The following is a 27,000-nucleotide window of genomic DNA, read 5'->3' as shown; positions in this document are numbered from 1 at the left end:
TTTTTCATGCTTTCCTAAATAATCCTCTGTAAATATTCCCCTCTACACATTCTCCATTTTGGCCAACCCGTATGTCCCATGCCGGAATTATTCTGGTTGGGATATTGTGCGAGTCCCATTGTCCCATAAGGGTATAAAGCCAGCCTCTTACCTGGCATAGCGCATTAAATTGGTGTTGTCTCAGAATATGGGCTGCAAACCTGTTGGAATAGCTTTCGGTTTGTAATTCGGCTTCAGTTACCAGGTAGATTTCCCGGAAAGCCTGTTTAAAAGGTTGCTGGATTTACTTCTCATACAAAAAATCCCGCCAACTTTCAATTTTCTTTACAGGGTTGTTTATGGGATGCCAAAGTTTTACCTTGGTGGTAGGGCCAAAATTTTCATCAACCTTTCCCGCAGGATTAACAAATGCATTGTTGTAGTAGATAGCGTTGCTTATCACACCGTCTGTTTCAAACTCCCAGATCAGCTTTTTTGAGAGATAAGAAATCAATGGGTGGTTGTGATAGTACTTAAGCCAGTCGTTGTATGACCATTCGCGTTTTTTCAGGTAATAAGACTCGATCCTGTCTTTTTGAATGGGGAGTGCGTTGCGAATTTCTTTTGCCTTCGCTTTTAGTGCCTTAATTTCTCCGGCTGATTTTTCTTTTATCTCAGCGGGAATGGATTTTTGCGTTTTTTCTCCCTTTTGCCAACTTATATCCACGTTGTTGATGGCACTGATCTGAATAATTCCCTTATAATCTCCGAAATTCCGGATGAACTGATGGGTATCACTCAGCCCGTAATCCGAAATGGCCATAAAAAATCTGACCTGTCTATTTTAGGGATTTTTTCCTCCCGTAACAATAAATCTATTTTTTCATTGAGCTTTCTTTCGTCTGCATATGGCCATTTACTTGTTTTGAACTTTAAGCATTTTAAAGCGTGTTTCAGGGCAGGAGTAAGGCCAACCAACTGAACTTTCTGCTCAATCTTTTTGAATAGCAGCAGATAAGGCCACTCCATGGCGTGTCTGAATTGGTTTGATTTTATGATTTTAACCAAAAGGAAGAGCTCATCTTCGGAAAAAGAAAGCTCAGATCGCAGTAGCAGGCTAAGGAGGATTTTTCTTACCTGTTCGGACTGCCGGTATGAGGTATAAGTTCGAAGGCTACCGGAGTCTTTGCGATCCTGATTATTTTTATGCTTTACAATGAAAAAGATCAGGCTTTTTTTCAGCTCCGGTGATTCACTTTTTATCCTTTCATAACTTTTCAAAGGCCCGATTTTTATATTTTCCCACCGGGTACTACCGGATGGCACAGCTTCTTTCATTAACGCGTCTAATAGTGACTTTGCCCTGGATTCAAGCTCGGGATAAGGCTGGGAAACTTCCGGATCAGAACCAAGCAAACGGCTGATGAGGTTTTTATGCGCCATTCGATTACCCTCCGACCAAAGGTGTTAGTTTAATAAAGCTGACGGTTGTGTCATTTTCCAGCAATACCTCGTCGTCCAGGCTTTCATATTGTTTGTCATCGACTAATACAAAAAAACCGTTTTGATTGAATGATTGCCATGCTGCGTAGATTTGCTTTTCGGGATCAATTTTTTTTCTTTTAAGCATTCTGAAACCATTCAAAGTTTGCTCAGCCTCAGTGGGCTGAACCAGGCCCCTGAAGAGATCCGGTAAGTTTTTATTGTATTGCTCGACTTCGTGATGCACCCTGGCTTCTATGCTTTTTCTAACGGTGGTGATTTCATCTTCCAGTTTGAGCATGATTTTGTGTAAAATCTTGCCACTGGTCGACTCATCATGAATAGTGACTGTGTGGGACATAATCTGTAAAAATATTGTCAATCAAAATTGAAATCAGTTTTATCCCGGTAACGGGAGGAAGTTAAAGATAATAAAAACTGCGATACGATGCTATACAAATGAGGCCTCGGAAGATAGAGAGGGTAGAACAGGAGCACTATTTATGCATTGACTTCCTTTCCATCCATGACACCCAAATCCATGGTGACAAATCCGGGTCTTGGGAAGTAACTTACCGTATACTTTTTGTCCGGGGAAAGGGCGGTGGTGACATAATCGTCATCATCATAAAGGACTGAAAAAGAGAAACTTATCACGTGCCTTTGGTCAGGCACTAATGTCCACCACGGGATTTTCTGAAAAAATTCTATCATATATTTCATGGAATTTACCCCGGGGAGATCAAGTTTATCCTGCCAGTCATCCGGAAAACTCCAAAGTAAGGTACCAATGCAATGACCCGCTCCACCTGAGGTCATAGTCCAGTAAGCTTGTCTTCGCAAAATCTCAAAGGCACAAAGGGTAACAGCGTTTTTGGTCTACTAAGGAAAACTTATCGATATTTCCAGCTTGTGAAGCCTTCCCTGATTCCTGTGCCATGGGAGGCCAGGCGGCTGACATCTAATCCTTCGGTTTTTGCCACGGAACCCGGCCCCCTTTTTGTATGTGCGTCATCAGGAGCTTATTGAGCTCCCGGTACTTTTCTTTTTTCTCTTCGATCAGGTTGTTTTGCTCTTTTGGGTCATTCTTCAGGTTATATAATTCATAGGCTTCGTAGGGGCTATTTTGTAAAAGTTTCCAATCTCCTGACCGGACAGCATAAATGCTTTGTCCACCATATCGGGTGCCCCCTTCTCTTCTCGTAAAGTAGAGCGGGCGGCTGGCCAAGGCCTGACCACCGCCCAATAGTTCCTGTAAAAAACTACGGCCTTCTATCAAATTACCTGACTCAATGCCGGCAAGTTCCAGTAAGGTGGGATATAAGTCCATAGAAAGATGTGCCTGTTTCGAGACGCTTCCGGCCTTTATCCGGTCCGGCCAACTGATGCAGGTGGGTACTTTCAGTCCGCCTTCGTACATGCTTTGCTTACCATCGCGCAAAGGGCCATTGTTGGCTTTGCTGGGAAGATGCCCCCCGTTATCGCTTGAAAAAATAATCATGGTATTATTCAATTGACCACTCTTTTTTAATGCATTGATCACCTGTCCGATACCGTCATCCATATGTTCAATGAAAGCCACCAAATTTGCCCTGGTATCATCTATGCCTTTTTCCCGTTGTTTAACTTTGTTCAACCATTCCTGCGGTGGTTGTACCGGAAAATGGGGGGCATTGTAAGCCAGGTAAAGAAAAAAAGGACGGGCATCGCCAGCCTGCTTGTGAATATAGTCCACCGACCAGCTTGTGAAGAGATCGGTGGCGTGGCCTTCAGGGTCGATCTGCTGTTCATTAAGACGCATATAATTGATGTCATGCCGTCGGTGCGTCCGGTAATCATCCATCATATCACCCAACCATCCGTGAAAGTAGTCAAACCCTCTTTCCGTTGGCGTGTTAGGAGATTCGAGCCCCAGATGCCACTTACCGATCAAAGCGGTGTGGTAACCGGCTGTTTTGAGTTTTTCCGGCAATAATGTCGTATTTGGATCGAGATATCCCCAGCTATTCCCGGCATGGGTACGGATCACACCAGGTACTCCTACATAATCCTGATAACGCCCCGTCAGCAGGGCCGCCCTGGTTGGGGAGCAGACGGGGCAGTTAGCATAAAAGTTATCGAAGCGCATACCTTTGGCGGCGATTTCGTCGATGTTGGGCGTCCGGATATCTTTCGTCCCGTAGTATGACACATCGTGATAACCCTGGTCATCGGTGAGGATCAGAACGATGTTTGGCAGGGCTGCTACTGATGATGAATCTGTACGAGTGGAAGAGGGAAAGAACAGCAGACTCATGTAACAAACAAAGGGGATAATGTAAGTGTAAAGCATGTATTTATATGGTTTCTATTCCCTATCGGCCAGTTGGTCTTTGCCCTTCACCAGCTTGGATTGATGTTCCCTGACCAACGTATTGATTTCCCGGATGATTTCCGGATGATCTGCGGCAATATCGTATTGTTCCGAAGGGTCATGGCTTAGGTTATACAACAATGGGGTTTCGTGCACCACTTTTTCACCATGCATCCCGTAGGCTCCCTCTGTTGTGTAATGCGCTTTGTAATCTCCAAGCCGGGCGGCATACAGGGAGGTTCCCCGGTAATAAAGCATGCTTTTCCGGGGAGCTGGTTTATCTTCCAGCAACCTGGCGCTCAAATCAACACCATCGATAATCCGGTCGTCGGGCAGTGACAGACCGGCCATTTTACTGAATGTAACAAAAAGATCCATAGTAGAACCTAAATCGGATACCACAGCGGGTTTGACCTGCCCCGGTCCCCAGAAAATACAGGGCTCTCTCATACCACCTTCCCAGGTGGAGCCCTTGCCGGCCCGTAATAACCCGGCACTTCCCCCCTGGGTTTTAAATGGAAGCCAGGGACCATTGTCGGAGGTGAAGACTATAATGGTATTATCATCGAGCCCTTCAGTTTTCAAAGTGGCAATAATCTGGCCCACCCCATGGTCAATTTCTTGCACTACATCTCCGTACAGGCCGCGTTCGCTTTGTCCTAAAAATTGCTCAGAGGCAAATAATGGAATGTGGGGAAGGTTATGGGCCAGGTAAATAAAGAATGGCTGATCTTTGTTTTCCCTGATAAAGGAAACAGCTTCTTCGGTGTACCGCTTGGTGATGGTATGTTGATCAGCCGGCCTTTCAATGATTTCAGTATTCCGGATGAGCGGTACGTTGAAATCTTCTGTTTTTATTGTGTCTTTATCCTGCCAGTATTTTATATAGCCTTTATCAGAAACCAGGTCCATGTCATTGGAGTAGGGAATCCCATAATAATAATCAAAGCCGTGATTAGTAGGAAGATATTGTTCCTTATGACCCAAATGCCATTTTCCAATGCAGGCGGTTTTGTATCCGCCTTTTTTCATTTGTTCGGCCAGGGTGATTTCATCGGTTGGCAAGCCATGAAGCGAATTAGGGAACAGCACCCTGATTTTGTCGCTGCACATCCCGTTTCTCACCGGTAAACGACCGGTGAGCAAAGCGGCCCTGCTGGGTGTGCAAACACTGGCGGCAGCATAAAAGTTGGTCCATTTTTGCCCCTCCTGAGCCATCTGGTCGAGATGGGGTGTTTTAATGGTGGGATGTCCGTAAACGCCAAGATCGCCATATCCCAGATCATCGGCAAATATTATAATAAAGTTAGGCTTGCTCTGTGTTTCCTCAGGGACGCGCTGTTTCTGATTACTACAGCTTTGCATGGCTACGAGGAAGGCGGTCATTAAAAAAATCGCAGAGCGCCTGTTTTTTCCGGTTTTTATCATAAAGCAAAATATTAATTTTTACAATTATATTAACTATTAATAACCATCATTTTGCTCAATAGCAGGATTTGCATCAATGTCTATTTGCGGGATGGCAAAACGAACATGGTGTGGCCCGGCATTTTTACTCCTGGCTATGGCCCCTGAAACAAAAGTGTTTTGCCTGATTTGGTCCTGCCGTCGTTTCCCTTCCATGTAAAACTCCCATTCCCTCTCCTTGCCAATATGCGCACGAAGTGATTCTTTGGTAAAACCACCCAAAGACAATAAGGAAGCCTGTGCACGGCCCCTCACCTGATTGATCAAATCCAAGGCTTCCTGCGTAGGGCCATTCAGTTCGTTCAGCGCTTCGGCCCTGGCCAGTAAAATGTCAGCATACCGGATAACCGGTATATCATTTCCCATCCCTGAACCGGCAGCATCCGGATCAAACTCATATTTCAAAGATAAGGATTGATCATTGCCAAGCAAGGTAATGAGTTCACCCGATGTATTAATATATTCGGTAACTATCAAATCTTTCCTGGTATCAGTACTTTCAAAAGAATTGACAAACGCGTCGAAAAGATAGGTTCTGGCAGCAAATACATTTTGGCTGGGCAGTGGCAATGGAAAATCTGTGGGGAACGTAAGGGCATTGACGCTTTGGGGAGCTTCCGGAGCAGTGCGGGGCAGTACCCACAGCATCTCGGTATTCCCTTCGTTCTCCAGGCTAAAAACCTCTGTGTAATCAGCTACAAGGCTATATACACCCAAATCCATGATTTGCTTTGAGACATCAATGCATGCCTGCCATTGTCTCGTATTCAAATAATATTTACACAACACTCCCAAAGCAGCACCCCTTGAAGATTTCCCAAACTCAGATGGGTTGACCGGGAGGTCCGGTGCTACGGCGTTAAGTTCCTGCTCAATAAATGATTTCATCTGATCTTCAGTGGCACGGGACAGCAGCAGCGAGTCGGTAGATGACGAAGTATACAATGGCACCGGACCAAATAAATCATACAATAACGTATAACTCCAGGCCCGAAGAAATCTCGCTTCGGCCTTTGTTAAGGTCTGGAAATCTGTGCTGAAATTTTCATTTGAAATATTATCCAGAACAATATTGGCATCCCTGATGGCTTCGTAGGCATCTATCCAGATACCGAACACATACTGGTGATTGCTGTCCCAGGCAAAATCAGACAATGCCGTAAGCCAAACTTCAATGCTGCCGCCCCTGTTCCAGGCTTCGCCTGAGGTCATGGCCGGTAAATAATGGTAGGCTATATGTCCGACAAAGCTGTGTAATTGCGCATTGGCATATACCGAATTTAGCAGGGCAGTCATGCCGCTTTCTGTATTCAGGAAGGTATCGGGGGTCAATTCTGAAAAAATCTCCTCTTCCAAAGGTTCATTGCAAGCCTGAAGGGCAAGGATCGACAGTATACAAAATATTTTAGTTAAGTATTTTTTCATGATATTCAAAAATTTCGTTGCAAATTTTTTATTATAAACCGATGTTTACACCAAAAATCAGGGTTCTGGCCAGGGGATAACTGCTATAATCTATGCGCAAATTACTCGCTCCAAAGGCATTGGCCTCTGGGTCGAATCCGGTATAATCGGTAATCGTCAACAGGTTCTGGCCAGTGACATAAACCCGTAATGACCTTAAAAAATCGATGTTTTCCAGGGGAACATTGTAACTTAATTGTACATTTCTCAGCCGGATGTAAGAAGCATCCTGAAGGACCAAAGAATTTACTTTTCCACCTCCATAGGCAAAAGGATTTACGCCGGAAGGCCATCTGGTATCCGTATTTTGCGGTGTCCACCGGTCAAGAACCTGCTCGGACAGGCGGTTTCTTCTGAAATTGGCGGGGTACATGCTTTCAATGACATTGATGTTGAGCAAGTCGGCGCCTTGTTGACCCTGGATGAAAAAATCCAGTTGAAACCCTTTATAGGAAAAACTGTTTTGTATGCCGAAGGTAAAGTCGGGAAAAGGATTGCCGATAATGGTCTGATCAGCCGGCGTAATGGCATTATCACCATTGACATCCCTGAAGATGGGATACCCTGGCAGGGCATTGGGTTGGGCTGATTCGCCGATGTTGTCGTCCGTCTGAAAAATCCCTACTACTTCAAAACCGAAATAGGAAGCCAATGGTTCTCCTTCCCTGATAATGGAGGTATTGCCCACATCCTGAATGTATCCGGTAACAATATCTTCAATATCTCCGAGGTCTTTGACTTTATTTTTTATTGTTGAAAAGTTGAAAGAGGTATTCCAGGTAAAATTTGAGGTAATTATATTGGTGGAGTTTATGAGAAACTCAAAGCCTTTGTTTTCCATTTTTCCGATATTGGATAAAATAGAATTATACCCGGTGGCTCTGGGAAGTGGTATGTTGAACAGCATGTCTTTGGTATTTTTGATAAAGTAGTCGATAGTGGCGCTGATTCTGCCATCAAAAATACTGGCGTCTATTCCAACATTAAACTGTTCGGTAGTTTCCCATTTTAAATCAGGATTGGCAATGCGGGAAGGATCTGTACTACTGACCACCTGATTATTAAATACGGCCAGTGGCCCCGTGCCAAAGGTCAGCAGCGAGGCGTTGTTGCCAATTTCCTGGTTGCCGGTTTGCCCCCAACTTGCCCTGAGCTTTAAATCGTCAAATAAATCGGGAATAAATGCTTCTTCAGCAAGCTTCCACCCAAAAGCAAAGGAAGGAAAATAACCGAATTTATTATTTTCGCCAAAGCGGCTGGAACCATCGGCACGCATAGATGCCGTAAATAAATACTTGTTAAACAGATTGTAATTCACTCTTCCCAGATAGGACAACAGGCTGTTTTGTCCTTTATTGCTGTTCAGGTCGTCATTGCCTGTATCTCCCAGCGACAGATTATCCGTGTTAAGGGCATCTGACGGAAAGGTGCTGATGGTGCCTGAAAACGATCTGTTTACGAAGTCCTGATAGGTCACACCACCCAACACATTGATCACATGATTTTCATTCAGGGTTTTATTATACGTCATGGTATATTCCAGCAGCACATTAGAACGTTCCAATACCGCAATATTGGCAATGCCATTGGCGGCTTCACCGGCAAAAGTAAGGGTGGAGTTGTAAATGTCCCTCCGGGCAGTCTGGCGGTCGGAGCCAAAGTTCAATTTGGCGTTGAGATCACTGGTAATATCATACTGAACATAGATATTCCCCATGGTACGGTTTGTTTCGTTTTTACTGGAAATGCCCTCTATGAGACTCACCGGATTATTAATGGTAAGGTTGGGTGATTGGTTAAAGCTACCGTCGTTGCGAAAGATCGGTTCAGTCGGATCATAAAGCAAGGCCGAATAAATCGGGCCGGCTTCTTCATTGATGTTGAGGCCGTCTACGTTATTGTTATCTTTCACCAGACTGCTGTTGATATTGATGCCCATTGTCACTTTTTCACCAAAACCTCTCTCCAGATTGATTCTGGCAATGTATTTTTCTATGCCCGAGTTTTTAATGACACCTTCCTGATCAAAATAATTCAACGAGGCGAAGAAAGTCGTTTTATCGTCTCCCCCTGAAGCAGAAAGGTTATGGTTCCAAACCGGTGCGGATCGGTATATTTCTTCCTGCCAGTCGGTACCTGTACCTATTCGGCTGATGTCATCGTCCAGAAAAATTGGTCCGTTGCCCAAATCTTCCGATATAGCGTTCATTCCCTCAATGTATTCACGGGTTGACAACAAATCCATATTTTCATAGACAGATTGCGTGCCACCATATACGTCATAGTTCACAGAAACCCTCCCTTTGGCTCCCTTTTTTGTGGTGACCAGGATTACCCCATTCGCTCCCCTGGAACCATAAATGGCTGTGGCTGAAGCATCCTTCAGCACCTCTATGGACTCAATATCATTTGGGTTTAAGGCATTCAAGGGGTTCCTGGGGTTTTGGTTACTTCCGAGGCCTGCTGCCCCGGCTCCTGAAAGCAACGCACTGTTATCTATTGGAAATCCATCAATTACATACAGCGGTTCATTCCCCGCATTGACAGAACTTGCCCCTCTTACCCTGATAGACAAGCCTCCGCCCGGCTCTGAACTGGTCTGATTGATTTGAACACCAGCTACCCTGCCCACCATCAACTGATCTACCGATACATTGGCACCGGGATTAAAGTCTTCTGTCTTTAGTGATGAAACGGCACCGGTAAGGTCACTTTTATCCACTGCCCCATATCCAATGACAACTATTTCAGATAAAGCCGCAATATCTGAGACAAGGCTTACATCAATCACAACCTTATCGCCAATCTCTACCCGTTCACTGACATACCCGACATAAGAAAACACAAGGACAGTAGCATCATCCGGTGCGGTGATTTGATAGGCACCATTTACATCCGTAATTGTGCCAATGGTAGTGCCTTCCACCAGGATATTTACTCCGGGAAGTGACTCTCCATCTTGCGAAACTACTTTTCCGGAGATAATTTTGTCAGAAGCATCTGCGGATTCCCCGATATTTGAAAAATTTAATATTTCTGACCGCATTTCTTTGGCCAGCTCTTGCTCATCGACTGTAACTTTTGCCTGTTTCTGCTTTAAATATTTGATGGGCTGTTCTTTTTCCGCATAGATCAGGTAATCTCCGTTGTCTAATTTTTCAAATTTTAACTTAAAGGGCTTCAGGATGCTGAGCAAAACACTGTCTAATTTTTCTTTTTTGCGGATACGGTAATCCTGAATAATAAAAAGGTCCTGGACAATATCGTGGTTATAGTTAAAACTCACTTTGTACCGCCTTTCCAAATCAAGTAAGATTTCTTGCAGGGATTGTTGAACTTTTTGTTGGCTATACACAGGTACTGCTGTGGTGAGATGATCCAGAGAAGCCGCTTGACTGGTACGGGCCAGGTCCTGTCCATAGGCCTGGGATTGCCACGGGTAAATGACTGCCAGGAGCAATAACTTGTAAATAGCTTGTAAAACGTTTTTCATAGCATTAAATTTATGTTTAGAAATATGAGGAAATCCTGGATACAGGTGTGGCTTTCAATTCTATCTGCTATTCAGGGTTTTTCCTATTTGTTTTAAAAATGACCTGATTGTTTTTCTTGACAATTGTCAAGTCAAAAAGCAATGTTAGTTTTTCAAAGAGCTCATCGGGATTATCAGCGGCTGATGAACCGGTAAATTTTTTATGTTTCAACCCGGGATTCCGGAATACTACTTTCAGCCCGTAATTATCTTCCAATAATTGTCCGATTTCTGAAAAAGTTGTGGCTGTAAACGTCAGTTTGTTGTTACGCCATGAAATATAATCTTTGGGGTTGACAACCTCTTTTGTAAAGCTTTTGCTATTTTCCGAGTAAACCACGAGGTCGCCGGGGGTCATATCCATCTTTACAGGCTGCCGCGCTTCATCCGTTAGTTTTAATCTCACTTTCCCTTCATCCAACACTACCTTTGTATTGCCACGGCGGCTATTGACGTTAAACTGGGTTCCCAACACCTCAACCTGTAATTCATCGGTATGCACAAGAAACTTTTGATGGTCGGAGCGATGAACAACCGAAAAGAATGCCTCTCCGCTAAGCCAGACTTCACGGATCTCATGGCTATACCAATCTGTCGCGTATGTCAGCTTTGAGTTATAATTTAAAGTAACCTTGGTGCTGTCAGGAAGGAAAAACGTACTTGATTCCCCATAGGCTGTCTGTATTTTGGTCATACCATAATCAGTCAGATGCAGATAAACCAGATAAGTGGACAGGAGAAAAAAGGCGATGGCTGCCGCCCATTTCCACAGTTGCCATTTTCTGAAACCTTTTTGGTGTTTTGCCTTTTCGTGGGTTGGCAGATGTTTCTCATGTGATGTATGTCGCTGTGGGTGTTTGGGCAATTGGTGTGAGTCATCAGCACGGATCACGCCTTCCCAGACTTCCAGAAATTTTCCCTCAGGCGGATATTTTTCTTCAATATCCAAAAGAAGAACCATTTCTTTCGCCTTTTCAATTACCGGTCTTTGATCAGGGTTATTGGAAAGCCAGGATAACCAAAACCCATTACTTTCTTCGGTCGGCGCTTTTACCCACTTAATAAAGTATTCATCAGACACAAAATCTTCCACCTTGAATAAAGTATAATCCATACTGTTATTGTTTTGAGGATACTATCGACTTTATACCAAGAGTGATTTTTTTTGAAATTTTACCGAGTGTTTTTCTTTTTTTTATGAAAAATTTAATTAAGTGTAGAAAAATCGACTTTATTTTATCATTTTATCAGAAAGCCTCCGGGTTATACAACGCCTGGCCTACGCCCAACACTCCCGTGAACCTTACGGGGCTATAAGCTCAAAAACAGGAGTGGCTATGGGTTTTTTAGCTGTCAACACCCTATTTTTTCCATGCTATCGAGCACATCTGCCGTGCAACTATGAAACACAAGCAAACAATTTTTTGTATACTTGCATCAATACTATTAGGGGTGCCTTGAATATTTTGGGCTGAGATTATACCCTTGAACCTGAAATGTGTAATTACATCGTAGGGAAATGGTTATTGAATTTTAAACATAATTTATTTTCACATAAGCCATTTCGCAAAGAACGAAATGGCTTTTTTAATTTTTATTAAATATGGATAATACTAGTTTTGACAAATATGCAGATGCCTATGATTCCTGGTTTTTCGACAATACCAATTTGTTACAATCCGAGGTAAATTTAGTGGCACACTTTTTAGAAAATCCGGGTGAAGTATTTTCTGTTGGATGTGGTAGCGGCTTGTTTGAATCGATATTGAAAAAAGATTTCAATATCGCAATTAAAAACGGCATAGAACCATCTGTTGGAATGGCTGAAATTGCCCGTAAACGAGGGATGAGTGTAGAAGTAGTAACCGCCGAGGAGGCTGATTTTGGGATTGAGAAGTACGATACCGTTTTGTTTAACGGAACGCCCAGTTATATAACAGATTTAGAAAGCGTTGTACATAAAGCTTTTGCCTCCTTAAAAAAAGCGGGAAAGGTAGTAATGGTCGATGTTCCTAAAGAAAGCTCCTATGCTATCATGTACAACCTGGCCAAAGCCGTCGATACCTGGGATCACCCGTCGTTAGCAGGTATGCATCCCGAAAATCCGTACCCCATAGAATTTGTAAAAACAGCAAACTGGCGAACAACAGATGAAAAAATTAAGCTTTTGGAAAAAGCAGGGTTTAAAGGGTTCAAATTTGCCCAAACCTTAACAAAACACCCGAAATACTCCAACCTTGAAGTTGAACAACCCATTGAAGGCTATGATTGCGGAGATTACGTAGCCATTTGTGCATTTAAAAAATAAATATCAGTATGATAAAAGAAACCCAAATCATTGAAGCATTACAAAAAGTGCATAAAAAATCACCTTTAGTTCATAATATTACCAATTATGTGGTAATGAACAACACCGCCAATGCTCTTCTCGCGATAGGTGCTTCACCGGTAATGGCCCATGCGGTTGAGGAAGTTGAAGCTATGGCAGGCATTGCATCATCATTGGTAATAAATATGGGAACCTTGAGTGAAAAATGGGTAGATGCCATGCTATTGGCAGGAAAAAAAGCGACAGCAGACGCAACAGACATAGTTTTCGACCCTGTAGGTGTGGGGGCAACCCCCTACAGAACACAGGTTGCCCGGCAAATCATTGAAGCGTGCAGGCCAACCATCATAAGGGGGAACGCTTCGGAAATAATGGCCCTGTGCGATTCAAATGTTGCCACAAAAGGTGTCGATAGTACGGTTTCGGGCAATATTGCGCTCGAATCTGCCAAATTATTGGCCCAATCTACCCGGGCAGTTGTCGTAATCAGTGGAGAATCAGATTATATTATCGATGGCGAAAAGGTGGTAATCATTCACAATGGAACGCCGATCATGGCAAAAGTTACAGGCATGGGATGTACTGCCAGTGCCATAATCGGGGCATTTGCAGGTGCTGAAGAAGATAGGCTTGTCGCATCGACAAGTGCCATGGCCGTTATGGGCATTGCAGGTGAAATGGCTACCGAAAAATCAGCAGGGCCGGGTTCTATGCAGATGAACTTTATTGATGCGCTTTATGCTATCTCAGATAAAGAAATAGAAAACAGATTAAAAGCTTCATTATAAAAAATGAGTGATTTAGACCTGAGTTTATACCTGGTAACCGACCCGGGGTTGTCCCGGGGCCGTTCATATGAATTTATGGTCGAAGAAGCGGTGAAGGGAGGGGTAACCGTTGTTCAGTTACGCGAAAAAAACCTTTCATCACGTAAGTTTTACGAATTGGCAAAATCGCTTATGTCGCTTCTGAAACCAATGAATATTCCCTTGATAATAAACGACCGGCTGGATATTGCTTTAGCTGTCGATGCAGATGGCCTTCATATTGGGCAAAGCGACTTACCCTATCACATTGCCCGAAAATTACTGGGTAAAGATATCATTATAGGATTGTCAGTAGAAACCATTGAACAAGCACGTGAGGCCAATCGTTTAGATGTCGATTATATCGGCTTATCACCAGTATTTTCTACAAATACCAAGCGCGACATCAATAGGCCACTGGGTTTGTCAGGTGTGAAAGAAATTGCAAGTTTTACAAAACACAAAACGGTTGGTATCGGTGGAATCAATAATGCAAATGCCAAAAGTGTTATTGCCAGCGGAGCCCATGGCGTTGCTGTAGTATCGGCTATTGTTTCGCACGATAACCCCCGGAAAGCAGCATCGGAGCTTAAAACAATTATTGACAGCGCAAAATAGTTGATATGGCATTAAAAAACGGTTATGAATTTTCAATAAAAAAAGATGGATTTTACCATTTTGCAAATAGTTAGAGATTATGGAGCAATATAAAAGAGTTCTTGCCATAGCAGGCAGCGATTCAGGGGGCGGGGCGGGTATTCAGGCAGATATAAAAGCCATTTCGGCCTGTGGTTGTTATGCCACAACAGCCATTACAGCCATCACAGCACAAAATACCTTAGAGGTTACCGATATTCACGCTATACCGGTGACCAATTTAAAAAAACAAATTCAAGCAGTACTCGAAGATATAGGTACCGATAGCATTAAGGTAGGCATGCTTCATAATTCAGAAACTATTCTGGCTGTTAATGAAATGCTTCAACAGTTTAAGATAACAAACACAGTTTTAGACCCTGTCATGGTCGCTAATTCGGGGAGCAAACTTTTGCAAACAGATGCTATCGAAACCTTGCAGGACGCATTGATTCCCAATACCAGAGTCATTACACCCAATATACCCGAGGCGGAGATATTACTCGGAAAACAACTCGTTCACCAAACCGACCTTCCCGAATATGCCCGGGCACTTGGAGAAAATTATCATGTGTCGGTATTATTAAAGGCAGGCCATTTACATGATCATGATTTGATGGACGTATTTTTTAACATCGAAACAAATGACATCATTGCGCTTCCATCAAAAAGGATAGCTACCAAAAACACTCACGGAACGGGTTGTACACTTTCATCGGCATTGGCCGCCTATTTAGCGAGAGGATTTGCATTGAATGATGCTGTTCAAAAGGCGAAAGATTATATCAATGGTGCAATTATTGCCGGAACCGGTTATTCGACAGGAAAGGGACATGGGCCGGTTAATCACTTCTACAAACTATGGAAACGATGAATCCGGAAGGACCATTTACCAGTAGTTTGTGGGAAGCCATACAAGCTATTTATGATGATTTAATCAACCATCCCTTTGTCAATCAATTGGCAAAAGGAACGCTGGCTCACAGTAGTTTTGCCCATTATCTGTCGCAGGATATTTTGTACATCAGAGATGATTCGGTCGCACTTGAAAAATTGTCTGAAAAAGCTGTTTTAGCTTCTGAAAAACAATTTTTCAAGGTTTTGGCAAGCTATGGAATATCCATTGAACGGGAACTCCATAACTTTTATTTGAAACATTTCATGGTGGCTGAAGCAAAAGAGAAATCACCGGTAATTAAAAATTACACAGATTTTTTGCTCGATCATTCAGCAAAGTCTTCTTATGGCATTGCGGCGGCAGCGCTGTTGCCATGTTATTGGATTTATTATGTTATTGGACAGCATATGGTGGCCAATACAGCGGCAAATAATAGCTATCAAAAATGGATTGACACCTATAAAGGCGATGAATTTGGAAATTACACAAAAACTTTTATTCAAATAGTGGAGCGTTTAGCAAAAAATGCCACAGATACTGAAAAAAAGCAAATGTGCGAAGCTTTCGTGACGGCAACCGATTTGGAATTATGCTTTTTTGAAGAATCTATTGCGAAATGAGCATTATAAAATGGCATGATTACCGTAGATGATACATTAATAGCACCGATGAGTCCGATTGGCTGGAATAATTTCGTGTTGCACCGGGCGTACATTATTGATCCGTATCGGATCAAACAATGATAAAGTGGTCAGAGGCAGTTTTTTCTTAGCGTAGAAACATACGAATATGGGAATTACCTGCTGATACGCCAAAAATTTTGCCTGGTGTAACAGCCACAGCCGTTTGTGCCGGCTCTCATAGTTTGATTTGCGCAGGAAATTTAATGGCTTTCGTCAGATTAGATAAGCCAAGGAAGAATGGAAAATGTGGATAAGCTGCTTTTGTTTTCCCTGAGTTTTACCATAGCCTGATGCACGAGGTTGTACACAGTTCGTACTTCTACTGACATAATTGAGGCCACCTCCTTGAAAGAGAGTTCATCATAATAAATCAGGAAAATCGTTTCTTTTTGTTTAGGGGTCAGCGATTCTATCAGGTGCATCAGTTTTTTTCTGATTTCCTTGGTCACTTCCCGGTTGATGTAGTGCGATCTGTGGGATAGTTTCATTTCAAATGAACTAATGTCCACGGTATGACAAAGGGACTTCGAATCAGTAAGTCTTAAAATGATCTTCCTTCGCAAAGCTTTGAAAAGGTAATATTTTACATTTCTCACCTCACGCAGTTTTTCCCTTTTATTCCATAATTCTATAAACAAATCCTGAATACTGTCTTCCACCATTTTCACATCGGTGGTAATCCTGCTGCCGTAGTTGTATAGTTTGTTGAAGTATTGTGTATAAATCTGTGCCAGCGCTTTTCTATCCCCACCTCTCAAATTGTTCCAAAGCCCCGCGTACTTTTCATTTTCCGGGCTTGATGAGGCATTATGTATTTTTTCCGGGTGCAATGGCAACAATTAAATTTATATCAATAAATGAAAATTAAGCCATTTATCAAACGGATCTGACAATTATTATCAGTTTTCAGAAAATACCCGCAATCGGCCTTCTGTCAGGCTTTCAGCATTGTGTCCAGCCTGTACTCAAAGTTTGTCAAGGTATTCATATAGTTAGTAAATGCCTGATGGGGAGACTTGTAGGGGCTAAAATAAGCATGAACTGTGCCGTCGTTCAACATTTTGGTGGACATGTAGTAAAAATGGTCTGAAGCCTGAAGGTAATCCCAGGTCAGGGAGATTTCATGGTCATCGATTTTGTTTACTTTTTCGGCCAGACTATATAAAAAATCGAAGGCCTCGAGTTGCATATGGTTTCCGAGCCAGGCACTTAAATCCCTTTGTTCATCTGCCCAGGAAATGGGGGCCATGGTACGAAAGATCTCTTTTGCGCGCAATTTGCCGATGGCCTCGGAAGGTGTAACAAAGTAACCCTCCTGGTTTTTCAGGATATGGGCCGGCAATGCTTCAATGAATTTAAAAATACCGGTACTTTTCCATTGATGTTCCCCCAAGGTTTCATAGTCCATAAAAAGATTGATAAGGTTTTCGCTCCCGGGCATTTTTTTTATCCAGCCTGCAAATTTTTCGGCGGTTAGGGGCCAACCCGACCAGGATCGGTTAGAAAACCGGAAAGCGATATCATCGCTTAACCGGTAATTTCTAAGCAGAAGTTTAAATTTCCGGGCTTCCGGATAATGATACAGTTTATTGGGGCTTCGGCCTTTCAGCACTTTGTCGGCACCTTCGGTCAGCATGGCTTTGTAGCCGAGGGATTTTATCCAGCCCCCGATTTTATGTGAGTATATTAATTCGGTATTTCTGAAGACCCTGGGCTTGTAATTGAAAGTTTCCATCATTTTTTTTTGATGGGCTCGAACCTGCTCTGTAAACAGGTCTTTGCTTTTGATGAAAGCCAGTGAATGACTATTGGTTTCGGACAAAAACTCCACAGAGCCTGTGGCCAGTAATTGCTGAAAGCTTTCAATAAGTTGCGGGGCATATTTTTTCAGTTGGTCGAGCATGATCCCGGAGATACAGAAAGTGATTTTAAAATCGGGATACTCACCTAGCAAATTGAGAAGCAGTTGGTTGGCCGGTTGATAGCAGTTGGTGGCAACTTTGGTGAGTATCTTTTTGTTTAAGTCTTCATCGAAGTAGGAGACATCACTGGTAATATCGAAAAAAGACATTTGTTTTAAGCGAAAGGGCTGGTGCACCTGAAAATAAAGACAAATGTTTTTCATTGTATGGAATTGGGTGAAAGCGTAGTATAAAGGTCGGCTACCTGCCCGGCTGCTGTTGTCCAGGACAACCCCGCCAGCCTGTTCCGGTTTTCCTGTTTTTGCCGTAATGTCAATTTCGTATTAGTGATTACATCAAATATCAGATCAGCCAGGGCGTCGGTTTCCCAATAGTCCACCTGCAGAATATGCGGAAACAATTCCGGAAGTCCCGATTGTCTGCTGACAATAACGGGCAAATCTGCGCTCATTGCTTCAATGCCCGTTAAACCAAAAGGTTCAGACACAGAAGGCATGACCAGGACATCGCTGATTTTCCATAGGCGTTTCAGCTCTTCTTTATTTAAAAAACCCGGAAAATGGAAATGTTTGCTGATGCCCAATCCTGCGGTCAATTCTATCATTTCATCCCTTAAATCACCATCACCGGCCATTATGAAGCGAATTTGATCACTCCTTTCGGCGAGCTTACTGGCTGCATGGATAAAATGTGAAGGACCTTTCTGACGCGTAATCCGGCCACAAAATGTGATAACTTTTTCACGGAATCCCGGAAGGTTGTCTGTTGTCTCCGGATGATCAAATCCAGGAGGAACGCCATGGTAAACCACTTCAATTTTTTCGGGGTTAACTTCATAATGGCTGACGAGTACATTTTTTGTATAGTGGCTTACGGCGATGATTTTGTCGGCCTTTTTAAATCCCTTTTTTTCCAGTTTAAAAATAAATTGGTTACCGGATTCCCCATTTCTGTCGATTTCAGTAGAATGAACATGTAAAATCAGCGGTTTGTTACTGGCGCTGCGCATCATCAACGCCGCCCCGTAGGTGGGCCAATCGTGTGCATGTATGAGGTCATAATTGCGTCCTTTCAAGGCCTTCACAGTCGCTTTGCCGAACCTGGCCAGTTCTTTACGGAGCGCATCGTCTATCGCATGTTCCGATTGTTTTTCAGGTTGTGATGAAACAGGGTTGCCCGGATAGGGAGAAAGGAGAGAAGGAATGCTGATCTTATGCAGGAATTTACTCATCACCTCACCGAGATTTTCCATTTCGTTTTTCAATGATGCAGCCTGTTTTGCATCATTACAACCTCTAACCGGATTTTTTACATCATCCTGGTGTGGGGTCAGAAAGTCAATCTTAATACCCTTTTCAGTCAGTGCATTAGCAAGCCAATAACAGGCCGTTCCCAACCCTCCGGTTATATGAGGTGGGTATTCCCAGCCAAACATCAGTATTCGCATCATCTGTCCCTTCAACAAAGAAACACGTTAAGTCATTTACTTATAAAAAATTGCCCGCCTTCTTAAAAATTAATTGGGGACTAATTCCGCTACCTCTTTCTCGAATTTGCCTGCAATCTTAGTTGGCCTGATACGGAAGATGATAGCCTGATTGTTTGGATGGGTCGATTGTGAGATTTCAGAGACTTTCGATACCTTAAGGTTATCAAGTTTACTGATGGTCTTTTTTAAGTTTTCGACAAAAGTATGCAAGGCATTTCGGGCAGTTCCTCCTTTGAGTTCTTCCACTTTCCCATAAACCACAACGCTTTTCCAATTTCGTAAATTTTCAAATTCTTCCACCTCGAGGCATACACTGGGATTGTTCCTGAATATTTTGCTTTTCATACCCTCCCGGGTGTGGCTGATAATGCTTTGGGTTTCCTTGTCGTAGTAATAGGTAATAGGGATGACGTGTGGCGTATTGTTTTCGCAGCACCCCATTCGACCCAAATAGTGATTGCTGAGCACCTTCTCAATTTCGGTTTTACTTAAGTTTTGGATCATGCTGTTTGATATTTTGGTTAAAAATCAGGTTAGAAAATATATAGAACTCCTAGTTTACAAAACTACAACTAAACTATTCATTATCAAAGGAAAGCGATAACTATCACCGGTCGTATGTGTGATGTTTTTGTTAAGAAATCATGAAAAACTGAATTTGCTTTTCAGACCTCAACAAAAAGGCGGGAAAGAAAGTTCTAAAATGATCGATACTGTCTTTAATCAATGTTTAACATGATTTATATCATCAATTTTTTCTTTTCAAAGGGTTAATATTTACCCAAAAAGAAGAATTATGAAGCTAGTGGCTGTTTTAAGTACCGAAAACCACAAAAATACCTTACGTCAACTTTTTATCAGAAAGAAAATATCCGTTTTCAGCGAATTAAATGTCAACGGATTCCGGCCGGTTTATCATGAAGGATTCGAAGCGCCGGAGAAGCCTGAAGATGTGAATCTGCATCCCGTTTTCTCAATACTTAGTTTTGCTTTTGTCACAGATTCCCAGGCCAAGGAATTAATACGGGATATTGACCTTTTTAATAACAAACAAACGCTACCAAAACCCGTCCATGCCTTTCAACTGGACGTAGACAGATTTGTGGGATAATTTTCCGAAAGGCTCACCGGAAGTCAAGCCGTTCTTAACAGACCAGTGATTTGCCAATAGCAAATAAAAGCCTATTTTTGTCCTTTTTGAAGCATGAAGCCGCTATATGGCTTTATATGAAAAAGTTCAAAACATATGAAAATTGTATCCTGGAATGTAAATGGGATAAGGGCTATTGCCAAAAAAGGATTTGCGGAATCAAGGTTGGCTTTAAACAGTGATATGCTGTGCCTGCAAGAAACCAAGGCCCAGACAGCGGAGGTAGAAAAGGCACTGGCTTTATCAGATCATCAACCGTTGTATATCAACCATGCCGAGAGGAAAGGCTACTCAGGCACGGCCATCATTTCGGAAAAGATGCCATTGAAAGTTACCTATGACATGGGTGTTGAAGCACATGACTCAGAGGGCAGGATCATTACGGCAGAATATGACCGGTTTTACCTGGTTAATGTATATGTGCCAAATTCCGGAAGGGAATTGGTGCGTTTGGACTACCGCTCTGGGTGGGACCGGGATTTTTTGAGGTATTTACAACAATTGGACCATCAAAAGCCTGTGGTGGCTTGTGGTGATTTTAATGTGGCCCATCAGGCTATGGATTTGAAAAACCCGAAGTCAAACTACAACAAAACCGCAGGTTATACGCAGGTTGAAATAGACGGATTTTCTAATATCCTGGCGGGAGGTTTTATCGATACTTTCAGGTATCGGCACCCTGATGAAATCGCCTATAGCTACTGGAGTTTCCGCATGAATGCCCGCGCTAATAATGTCGGGTGGCGTATAGATTACTTTTTAATCAGCGAAAGACTGGAAAAGCATTTGGTTGATTCTTTTATTTTACCGCATTATATGGGTTCTGATCATTGTCCGGTGGGCATTCGTTTAGATTTTTAATTGACAGTTGACAATTAAGGGGGGAGGGATTTTGATTGAGGGTTTTTTTAAGACTGGGGGGCAGGAGGGATAGAGGAGAACTTTTGAAGGAAGTGCGGAGTTCGAGGCTGGGGTAAAAGGGATAATTTGAATGGATCGGGGGATGAATTTTCTGATGTGAAAACAAAAAAATACTTTTGTGAAAAATTTACGACATAAACCATATGAAACCCAAACATACTAAGGCACTTTTCAGCTATGGGGAAGACTATTTAACAGCAGGCAAAGTCCTTGAAATCTGCAGGGGGCATAGCAGGGGCTATATCAGTGATTCTACCGCCGGCAAGATACGGAAAAGTGAAAATATTGTTGCGACGATTGCCGGGGGGGATGAAGTGGTGTATGGTATCAATTCCGGTTTTGGTCCCTTGTGCACTACTAAAATTTCACCTGAAAACACCAGAAAATTACAGGAGAATATATTGAAAAGCCATAGTGTAGGGGTAGGTGAATTCATTTCCGACGAAGTTGCAAAATTAATGTTGATACTGAAAGTGCATGCGCTGGCCAAAGGTTATTCGGGCATCAGCGGATCAACATTGAATCGCATCGTTTGGCATATTGAAAATGACGCCCTCCCCAAGGTCCCGGCCCAGGGCTCAGTTGGTGCTTCAGGAGACCTTGCACCCCTTGCGCATCTTTTTTTGCCTTTAATAGGCCTGGGTATGCTTAGCTACAATGGCAAGGATATAGCCACAAAGCATGTACTGGAAAAAGTTGGCTTAAAACCACTGAAACTCGCACCAAAGGAAGGACTGGCTTTAATCAATGGTACCCAATTCATTGCGGCCTTTGCGGTAAAAGTGGTAGAGAAATTACATCATTGCATGAGTCAGGCCGACATTATCGCGGCTATGATGATAGAGGGTCTTTTGGGATCATCACGACCATTTTTGGATGAATTACATCAGCTAAGACCTTACCAGGGTACACAGCATGTGGCTACACGCATTAACCGGCTGCTGGCCAACTCAGCGATTGTTGCCTCACACAAAGACTGTGAAAGGGTGCAGGATCCGTATTCCCTGAGATGTATTCCACAGGTTCACGGGGCTTCGCGAAACGCCTGGTTGCATTTGAAAGAATTGTTGGAGATAGAACTCAATGCTGTTACGGATAATCCTGTGATCATTCATGAAGACCTGGCCATAAGCGGAGGCAATTTTCACGGGCAACCGCTGGCACTGCCTTTGGATTATGTTTGTGTGGCCGCGTCGGAGTTGGGTAATATAGCCGACCGCCGCATATATTTGTCTATGGAAGGCAACGTGGAAGGGTTACCAAAATTACTGGTGCAAGACACAGGATTACATTCCGGATTTATGATATTGCAATACACCACAGCCGCCCTGGTCAGTGAAAACAAAGGCCTGTGTTTTCCTGCCAGCGCAGATAGTATTCCGACCTCACTGGGACAGGAAGATCATGTGAGCATGGGTTCGATCGGAGGGAGAAAGGCTTTACAAGTGGTTGAAAATCTTGAGAAAATACTGGCCATTGAACTGTTGTGTGCCTGCCAGGCCCTGGACTTCAGGCGCCCACTTAAATCTACGCCGGTTATTGAAGCGGTACATGCCATGGTAAGGACCGAAATCCCACATACCAAAAATGATCGCATTTTTGCCGATGACATCCGAACTGTGCTTGGTATGATCCGGACCGGTGCTGTTCTGGAAGAAGGAAGGCGTTTTGATGACGGTGAGATTCAAAATCTGAAGTCGAAATATGATCAGCTTTTTGAGGTTTATTGATAAGTAAGTGACATGAACTTGTTTAAAACCAAATTGGTCGGCCCTTTTAAACAATTACTGACCTTTGCCGGTATTCCCCCAAAAGGCCCCGTGGCCGACGAAAAATTGTCTGTTATTGAAGATGCCGGCATTTTGCTGAAAGGTCGGTTTATAGAGGCAGTCGGGGGGTTCAATGAGCTGATCAGGGACTGGAAGGTCAGGGATGCGGCCATTGAGCGGCTGCGCGACGATGTGGTGGGGTTACCGGGATTTGTCGATGCGCATACCCATATTTGTTATGCAGGTTCCAGAGCCCTGGATTACGCTATGCGGAATGCCGGGAAGTCTTATCTTGAAATAGCCAGATCCGGTGGTGGCATCTGGAACAGCGTACAACATACGCGTAATGCGAGTGAGGAGGCACTCGCGGAGGGGTTAACCGGCAGGATAAACCGGCATGTAAAGGCAGGGGTAACCACCATGGAAGTCAAAAGCGGTTATGGGCTTAACTTAGAGACAGAAATCAAAATGTTAAAGACCATTCAAAAGGTAAATCAGCAGCAATCTGTTGATCTGATCCCTACCTGTTTAGCGGCCCATATCCTGCCACCGGATTTCGACGGTAACGCCGGGTCTTACCTTCGCCATCTGGTAAGGGATCTGTTCCCGATCCTTCTTAGCGAAAAGCTGGCCAGCCGCATCGATATCTTTGTGGAAGAAACGGCCTTTGATTATGAAGTTGCCAAATCCTATCTCATTGCCGCCGGAAGGCAAGGTTTTGATCTAACCATCCATGCCGATCAGTTTACTACCGGAGGAAGTAAACTGGCAGTTGAAGTCAAAGCAGTTTCTGCCGATCATCTGGAGGCCAGTGGTGAAAAGGAAATAGCTTATCTGGCAAAAAGTGATACAACAGCCACGGTACTGCCTGGTGCCAGTCTTGGGTTAGGTATGAAATTTGCGCCGGCCAGAAGCCTATTAGATGCAGGAGGCAGTCTGGCCATTGCTTCGGACTGGAATCCGGGCTCTGCCCCGATGGGCGATTTGCTGACACAGGCGGCGTTGCTGGGCGCCTATGAGAAACTAACTAATGCGGAGGTGTTAGCTGGGTTAACGGTGCGTGCGGCCAGAGCACTTAAACTTACTGACCGGGGTAGCCTCAAACCGGGATTACTTGCTGATTTTATTGCGTTCCCTTGTGCGGATTACCGCGAAATTCTCTACAACCAGGGTGCATTGAGACCATGCCGGGTGTGGAAAAAAGGAGTAAGGTGACCACGGAAAAACCAAAAGTTTAAGCCTGCCTAATAATCGATGGAGGCATATATAATCGCATATAACCGGTCCCAAAACTCTTGATTTGGAAAAGGCACAATCTGGGTCATGCCCACAAAAATAAGATCCTCATTTGGGTCGATAAAGAATTTGGTGTTAAAGTAACCACCCCATTCATATGTTCCCGGTGATTTTGGACTATAGCCATTGCCTTCCAGGGTGGTCAGGGCGAAGCCCAATCCATACGTCACACCTGGAATTTTAGAGAAGCCTTTGTTCTTTCGGTTGAGGTAAATCAACTGGTCCGATGTCATCATTTCGATGGTTTTTCTGCCTAAAATCCTATGTCCTTTATATTTGCCACCATTTGACAGCATGAAGATGAATCTTGCATAGTCCATGGCAGTTGAAGACAGCCCGCCACCACCTGCAAAAAAGTTTCTCCCATCAGCACTTGGATACTCTAAAGCGCCGTTGTCTTCAATATCTTTCATCATGATCAGTTCATCGTCATCATCATAGGTGTAGACAGGGCATAGTCTTTTTCTCTTTTTTTTGGGTAGATAGAAATGGGTGTCATTCATTTCCAGCGGGGTAAAAATGTGCTCACGAAAATATTCGTTCAGTGATTGCCCCGAAATAACCTCAATGACCCTTCCTAAAACGTCCATATTCAGCCCATACATATATTTCTCTCCCGGTTGGAATACGAGCGGAACCCTGGCCAGTTTGTCAATAAATTCCTCAGTGCTCCAGCTTTCGTGCGATAACCCAACGTCCAGCATATCGTTTTTAGCATAGACTGCCTTGACTTTTCCCGAATGAAAATCACCATAAGCAATACCTGAAGTGTGTGTGAGCAGGTGTCTGATGGTAACAGGCCTTTGCAATGGTACGGTGGTATAGCTGGAATCATCCTTGTTGAATGTATTCAGAGCCCGTGTTTCTTTAAATGCTGGCAGAAAAAGGTGGACAGGGTCATCTAACCCCAGCTTTCCCTGTTCGAACAGTTGCAAAATTGATACGGAAGTGATAGCCTTCGTCATGGAGGCAATTCGAAAGATATCGTCCGGTTCATAGGCTTTTCTCTTTTTCAGGGTTCTGTAGCCAAAATTGTTAAAATAAACAATTCTACCTTTCCTGGCTATCAGGAATACCCCACCAGGCATCTGTCTTTTTTCAATGTAGCTTTCAACAAAAGGGTCAATTCGGGCTAAAACATCAGACAACATCTCCACTTCTTCAGGCAAACCTTCAGACAGCTCGTGGTACCGTGATTGTCCGTAGTTGTGTGTGATGAAGAAAATTAACAGAATCGATAATAGTACTCTCATAGATACATAAATTTTTATCTAATATAACTAAATCCGTGACTTAAACAAGTCCATGACCGTTTCTTGCTAAATAGATACCGGCACGATTCATATAACAGTTTTGCCTGTCCGGATTTACAAAAAACTAAATAGGTTTCTACGAATTTGATTAATATTGTATTATAAACTATTATTTTTTGTTTAAGGAACCAGAGGAGGATCCAAATGAACAATATATTAGTAACCATCGATTTTGATGAAAATACCGGTTTGTTGGTTAACCAGGGCTTTGAGATGGGGCAGAAGTTTGAAGCTAAAGTCTGGTTGCTGCACATAGCCGCGCCGGAGCCTGACTTTATCGGTTACAAGATCGGCCCCCAATATATAAGAGACAGCCGTGCAGGGGAATTGAGAAAGGAGCATAAAGCACTGCAGGAACTGGCAGACCAACTCAAGGCCAAAGGGGTAGATGCCGAAGGTCTACTTATCTACGGTACTACCATCGATATGATTGTTGAGGAGTCAGGTAAACTAAAATGTGACCTCGTTATTGTTGGATACCACGAACATGGCCTGCTCTACAAGGCTTTCAACGCCAACAAAACCTTTGAAATCATCAAAAAATCCAAAGTACCGGTAATGATCATTCCGCTTGATCGGGGAAGAGTAATTGACAGTTGACAATGTACAATTGACAATTATGGAAGTTTGTTACTTCACCATTTCCATATAACAAAATACCCAATTGTCAATTGTACATTGTCAATTATTCAAAACAAATAGCCTAGTCTCAAATAAAATCCTGTTTCTTCTTCCGTTCTGGCGACCTCGATGGCCATGACGGTGGCGTTGATGGGGGCAAACCAGAGTCCGGCGCCATAGCCATGGTGCAGCTTATCGGAGTTTTCACCATCCAGCCAAACCCTGCCGATGTCATTAAAGAGGTTAAAACCAAAGTTTATGGGCAAGAGCGGATTTTTGATGGTGGTAATTCTCATTCTCAGCTCGGTATTGTTGTAAAGCCGTGTGTCGCCAAAAAAACGTGTTTTGCGATAACCTCTCAAGGTTTGTAAGCCCCCCAATTGCTGTGCCTGGTAAAATTCGTAATTACCAAAGGTATGGCCGGCACCCGTACGGATAACCATGGTAACAGTAGCCGGGAGCCTGAAACTGAAAAACAATGAAAAATCTGCCATTGCGCTGGCATAGTTGTTGGAATTGTCGTTGAGGCCGGCATAAGCTCTCAGGTCCATATTAAGGTCGATACCCCTGGAGGGGAGTTTTTTATCATCTCTCATATCGAGACCGAATTTTAACACACCTCCCTCATAACTTTTCCAGTTGAAAAAATTTTCATCGAGATCAAGACCCGAACCGTCTAAAAATATTCTGTCCTCACCATCATACTCTGATTCCACCTTAAACAGTTGCCAATGGTGCCCAAAGCTAAGTGATCCAAACTCACCTATGCGTTTGCTTAGCAGGATTTCATTATTGATAAGACTATATTGTATCCGGTAGAAATCTATCGGATTTTCTACATTGAAGGATTCGTCTGTTTTTTTTGTTAAAAACAGTTTCATTGCCGAATC

The 27,000-nt window shown here is 43.3% G+C and carries 24 protein-coding genes, 1 pseudogene and 1 riboswitch; of the genes and pseudogenes, 10 read left to right on the top strand and 15 right to left on the bottom strand.

The window, feature by feature from the left end:
* Positions 1–4: 4 nt before the first annotated feature.
* From AC04NP_RS12370 to AC04NP_RS12330, 9 genes and pseudogenes are all read right to left on the bottom strand, one after another.
* A pseudogene (locus tag AC04NP_RS12370) lies at positions 5–802 on the bottom strand (DUF4132 domain-containing protein).
* Entirely contained in the window at positions 778–1,422 is a 645-nt protein-coding gene (locus AC04NP_RS12365) for a hypothetical protein (RefSeq protein ID WP_482860065.1), read from the bottom strand. The pseudogene AC04NP_RS12370 and the gene AC04NP_RS12365 overlap by 25 nt, the downstream one beginning before the upstream one ends.
* 4 nt (positions 1,423–1,426) lie before the next feature.
* Positions 1,427–1,822, bottom strand: coding sequence for a hypothetical protein (locus AC04NP_RS12360; RefSeq protein WP_482860064.1), 396 nt, complete (start codon positions 1,820–1,822; stop codon positions 1,427–1,429).
* A 140-nt stretch (positions 1,823–1,962) separates the two neighbouring features.
* Positions 1,963–2,304, bottom strand: coding sequence for an apiosidase-like domain-containing protein (locus AC04NP_RS12355; protein WP_482860063.1), 342 nt, complete (start codon positions 2,302–2,304; stop codon positions 1,963–1,965).
* 118 nt (positions 2,305–2,422) lie between these two features.
* The gene (locus AC04NP_RS12350; protein WP_482860062.1) at positions 2,423–3,793 is read right to left on the bottom strand and encodes a sulfatase; all 1,371 of its coding nucleotides are present in this window, start codon (positions 3,791–3,793) and stop codon (positions 2,423–2,425) included.
* A gap of 15 nt (positions 3,794–3,808) precedes the next feature.
* Positions 3,809–5,242 (bottom strand): sulfatase family protein, encoded by a 1,434-nt coding sequence (locus tag AC04NP_RS12345; RefSeq protein WP_482860061.1) that lies wholly within the window; start codon positions 5,240–5,242, stop codon positions 3,809–3,811.
* A gap of 36 nt (positions 5,243–5,278) precedes the next feature.
* Positions 5,279–6,706: a RagB/SusD family nutrient uptake outer membrane protein gene (locus AC04NP_RS12340; protein ID WP_482860060.1), complete on the bottom strand. Its 1,428-nt coding sequence runs from the start codon at positions 6,704–6,706 to the stop codon at positions 5,279–5,281.
* 31 nt (positions 6,707–6,737) lie between these two features.
* Positions 6,738–10,238 (bottom strand): SusC/RagA family TonB-linked outer membrane protein, encoded by a 3,501-nt coding sequence (locus AC04NP_RS12335; protein ID WP_482860059.1) that lies wholly within the window; start codon positions 10,236–10,238, stop codon positions 6,738–6,740.
* A 67-nt stretch (positions 10,239–10,305) separates the two neighbouring features.
* The gene (locus tag AC04NP_RS12330; RefSeq protein WP_482860058.1) at positions 10,306–11,391 is read right to left on the bottom strand and encodes a FecR family protein; all 1,086 of its coding nucleotides are present in this window, start codon (positions 11,389–11,391) and stop codon (positions 10,306–10,308) included.
* Between the two features lie 324 nt (positions 11,392–11,715).
* Positions 11,716–11,812, top strand: a riboswitch (TPP riboswitch).
* Positions 11,813–11,880: 68 nt separating this feature from the next.
* Between AC04NP_RS12330 and AC04NP_RS12325 the strand changes: the two genes are divergently transcribed.
* From AC04NP_RS12325 to AC04NP_RS12305, 5 genes are all read left to right on the top strand, one after another.
* Positions 11,881–12,585: a class I SAM-dependent DNA methyltransferase gene (locus AC04NP_RS12325; protein WP_482860057.1), complete on the top strand. Its 705-nt coding sequence runs from the start codon at positions 11,881–11,883 to the stop codon at positions 12,583–12,585.
* Positions 12,586–12,593: 8 nt separating this feature from the next.
* Entirely contained in the window at positions 12,594–13,394 is an 801-nt protein-coding gene (gene thiM, locus AC04NP_RS12320) for a hydroxyethylthiazole kinase (RefSeq protein ID WP_482860056.1), read from the top strand.
* A gap of 3 nt (positions 13,395–13,397) precedes the next feature.
* Positions 13,398–14,030: a thiamine phosphate synthase gene (gene thiE, locus AC04NP_RS12315; protein ID WP_482860055.1), complete on the top strand. Its 633-nt coding sequence runs from the start codon at positions 13,398–13,400 to the stop codon at positions 14,028–14,030.
* 79 nt (positions 14,031–14,109) lie between these two features.
* Positions 14,110–14,922: a bifunctional hydroxymethylpyrimidine kinase/phosphomethylpyrimidine kinase gene (gene thiD, locus AC04NP_RS12310; RefSeq protein ID WP_482860054.1), complete on the top strand. Its 813-nt coding sequence runs from the start codon at positions 14,110–14,112 to the stop codon at positions 14,920–14,922.
* Positions 14,923–14,948: 26 nt separating this feature from the next.
* The gene (locus AC04NP_RS12305) at positions 14,949–15,566 is read left to right on the top strand and encodes a TenA family protein (protein ID WP_482860053.1); all 618 of its coding nucleotides are present in this window, start codon (positions 14,949–14,951) and stop codon (positions 15,564–15,566) included.
* A gap of 281 nt (positions 15,567–15,847) precedes the next feature.
* Here AC04NP_RS12305 and AC04NP_RS12300 read toward each other — a convergent pair whose 3' ends face one another.
* The 4 genes from AC04NP_RS12300 to AC04NP_RS12285 form a co-directional block, all read right to left on the bottom strand.
* A complete protein-coding gene (locus AC04NP_RS12300) occupies positions 15,848–16,459 on the bottom strand; it encodes an RNA polymerase sigma factor (RefSeq protein WP_482860052.1) in 612 nt (203 codons plus the stop codon).
* 104 nt (positions 16,460–16,563) lie between these two features.
* Entirely contained in the window at positions 16,564–17,754 is a 1,191-nt protein-coding gene (locus AC04NP_RS12295; protein WP_482860051.1) for a glycoside hydrolase family 57 protein, read from the bottom strand.
* A complete protein-coding gene (locus tag AC04NP_RS12290; protein ID WP_482860050.1) occupies positions 17,751–19,016 on the bottom strand; it encodes a glycosyltransferase family 4 protein in 1,266 nt (421 codons plus the stop codon). Before AC04NP_RS12290 ends, AC04NP_RS12295 begins: the two co-directional genes overlap by 4 nt.
* Before the next feature lie 51 nt (positions 19,017–19,067).
* Positions 19,068–19,544 carry a pyridoxamine 5'-phosphate oxidase family protein gene (locus tag AC04NP_RS12285; RefSeq protein WP_482860049.1) on the bottom strand — a complete coding sequence of 159 codons (477 nt, stop codon included), beginning with the start codon at positions 19,542–19,544 and terminating at the stop codon, positions 19,068–19,070.
* 292 nt (positions 19,545–19,836) lie between these two features.
* Here AC04NP_RS12285 and AC04NP_RS12280 point away from each other — a divergent pair, with 292 nt between their 5' ends.
* From AC04NP_RS12280 to hutI, 4 genes are all read left to right on the top strand, one after another.
* Complete coding sequence (locus tag AC04NP_RS12280; protein WP_482860048.1) at positions 19,837–20,151, top strand: hypothetical protein; 315 nt, start codon at positions 19,837–19,839, stop codon at positions 20,149–20,151.
* Positions 20,152–20,286: 135 nt separating this feature from the next.
* Positions 20,287–21,051, top strand: coding sequence for an exodeoxyribonuclease III (locus AC04NP_RS12275; protein WP_482860047.1), 765 nt, complete (start codon positions 20,287–20,289; stop codon positions 21,049–21,051).
* A 203-nt stretch (positions 21,052–21,254) separates the two neighbouring features.
* The gene (gene hutH / locus AC04NP_RS12270; RefSeq protein WP_482860046.1) at positions 21,255–22,841 is read left to right on the top strand and encodes a histidine ammonia-lyase; all 1,587 of its coding nucleotides are present in this window, start codon (positions 21,255–21,257) and stop codon (positions 22,839–22,841) included.
* A 12-nt stretch (positions 22,842–22,853) separates the two neighbouring features.
* Positions 22,854–24,095, top strand: a complete 1,242-nt coding sequence (gene hutI, locus AC04NP_RS12265) for an imidazolonepropionase (RefSeq protein WP_482860045.1) — start codon at positions 22,854–22,856, stop codon at positions 24,093–24,095.
* Between the two features lie 29 nt (positions 24,096–24,124).
* Here the strand turns inward: hutI and AC04NP_RS12260 are convergent, their stop codons facing one another.
* On the bottom strand, positions 24,125–25,429 hold the full coding sequence (locus AC04NP_RS12260) for a serine hydrolase domain-containing protein (protein WP_482860044.1): 1,305 nt from the start codon (positions 25,427–25,429) through the stop codon (positions 24,125–24,127).
* A 204-nt stretch (positions 25,430–25,633) separates the two neighbouring features.
* Between AC04NP_RS12260 and AC04NP_RS12255 the strand changes: the two genes are divergently transcribed.
* Entirely contained in the window at positions 25,634–26,089 is a 456-nt protein-coding gene (locus tag AC04NP_RS12255; protein ID WP_482860043.1) for a universal stress protein, read from the top strand.
* Positions 26,090–26,178: 89 nt separating this feature from the next.
* On the opposite strand, the gene AC04NP_RS12250 is transcribed toward AC04NP_RS12255, so the two are convergent.
* Positions 26,179–26,991 carry a BamA/TamA family outer membrane protein gene (locus AC04NP_RS12250; RefSeq protein WP_482860042.1) on the bottom strand — a complete coding sequence of 271 codons (813 nt, stop codon included), beginning with the start codon at positions 26,989–26,991 and terminating at the stop codon, positions 26,179–26,181.
* Between the last annotated feature and the right edge of the window lie 9 nt (positions 26,992–27,000).

This window comes from Agaribacillus sp. DX54, from assembly GCF_056858335.1.
The sequence above is the reverse complement of the archived record's forward strand: the minus strand, read 5'-3'. Positions and strand labels throughout refer to the sequence as shown.